This is a genomic window from Psychrobacter sp. W2-37-MNA-CIBAN-0211 (assembly GCF_040309405.1).
Lineage (GTDB): Bacteria > Pseudomonadota > Gammaproteobacteria > Pseudomonadales > Moraxellaceae > Psychrobacter > Psychrobacter glaciei.
The window spans coordinates 1-265 of sequence record NZ_JBEOOU010000280.1 but is presented as its reverse complement, the minus strand read 5'-3'; the positions used below and the strand labels follow the sequence as shown (position 1 = coordinate 265).

1 protein-coding gene is annotated in these 265 nt (G+C 41.1%); it reads left to right on the top strand.

What is annotated here, in order from left to right:
• Positions 1–265: hypothetical protein (locus AAEY72_RS15230; protein ID WP_352311424.1), on the top strand; the 265-nt coding region annotated here is incomplete at both ends.

Genomic DNA, 265 nt, shown 5'->3' with positions numbered 1-265 from the left:
GTACTAGACAATCCACATTGCTGGATTGTGGTAAATGGTAGCGACAAGCCTAAACTTATTTTTTATCGTCCGGTTGATTTTTGGCATAAAGTGCCAGATGAGCCGCGCGATTTTTGGGCTGAGTATTTTGACATTGAATTGTTATTACAGCCCGATCAGGTTGAAAAGCTACTACCTTACGATAAAGCTAAATTTGCCTACATTGGTGAATACCTCGAAGTAGCACAAGCACTTGGCTTTAGTATTATGAACCCTGAGCCAGTAC